2 protein-coding genes are annotated in these 283 nt (G+C 51.6%); one reads left to right on the top strand and one right to left on the bottom strand.

What is annotated here, in order from left to right:
* A partial coding sequence (locus IV91_RS17735; protein WP_200874467.1) for a transposase occupies positions 1-159 on the bottom strand: 159 nt, incomplete at its 3' end.
* 20 nt (positions 160-179) lie between these two features.
* Here IV91_RS17735 and IV91_RS20000 point away from each other — a divergent pair.
* Positions 180-283, top strand: a 104-nt coding sequence (locus IV91_RS20000) for a helix-turn-helix domain-containing protein (RefSeq protein ID WP_150112551.1), incomplete at its 3' end; no start/stop codon positions are given.

Raw genomic sequence — 283 nt, forward strand, 5'->3', positions numbered from 1 at the left:
CGCTTCCATGTCTTCGCAGACCTTGCCGAACATCCGGCGCATCCGGTCGATGGCATCGCCGTCAAACACTTTGCGGCGATATTTCGCCACAAAGACCAAATGGACGTGCATCTTGAAAACGCAATGTCTGCCGTGTCGAATTTCGTTGTCTTTTTCAATAGACCAAGTATAATTCAGCCATGAAACGCTTGCAAGCATTCAAATACGAGCTACAGCCCAACGGCGAACAAGCCCGCTCTATGCGCCGCTTTGCCGGGTCATGCCGTTTCGTGTTCAACAAGGC

The organism is Ferrovum myxofaciens, from assembly GCF_000735045.1.
Classification (GTDB): Bacteria; Pseudomonadota; Gammaproteobacteria; order Burkholderiales; family Ferrovaceae; genus Ferrovum; species Ferrovum myxofaciens.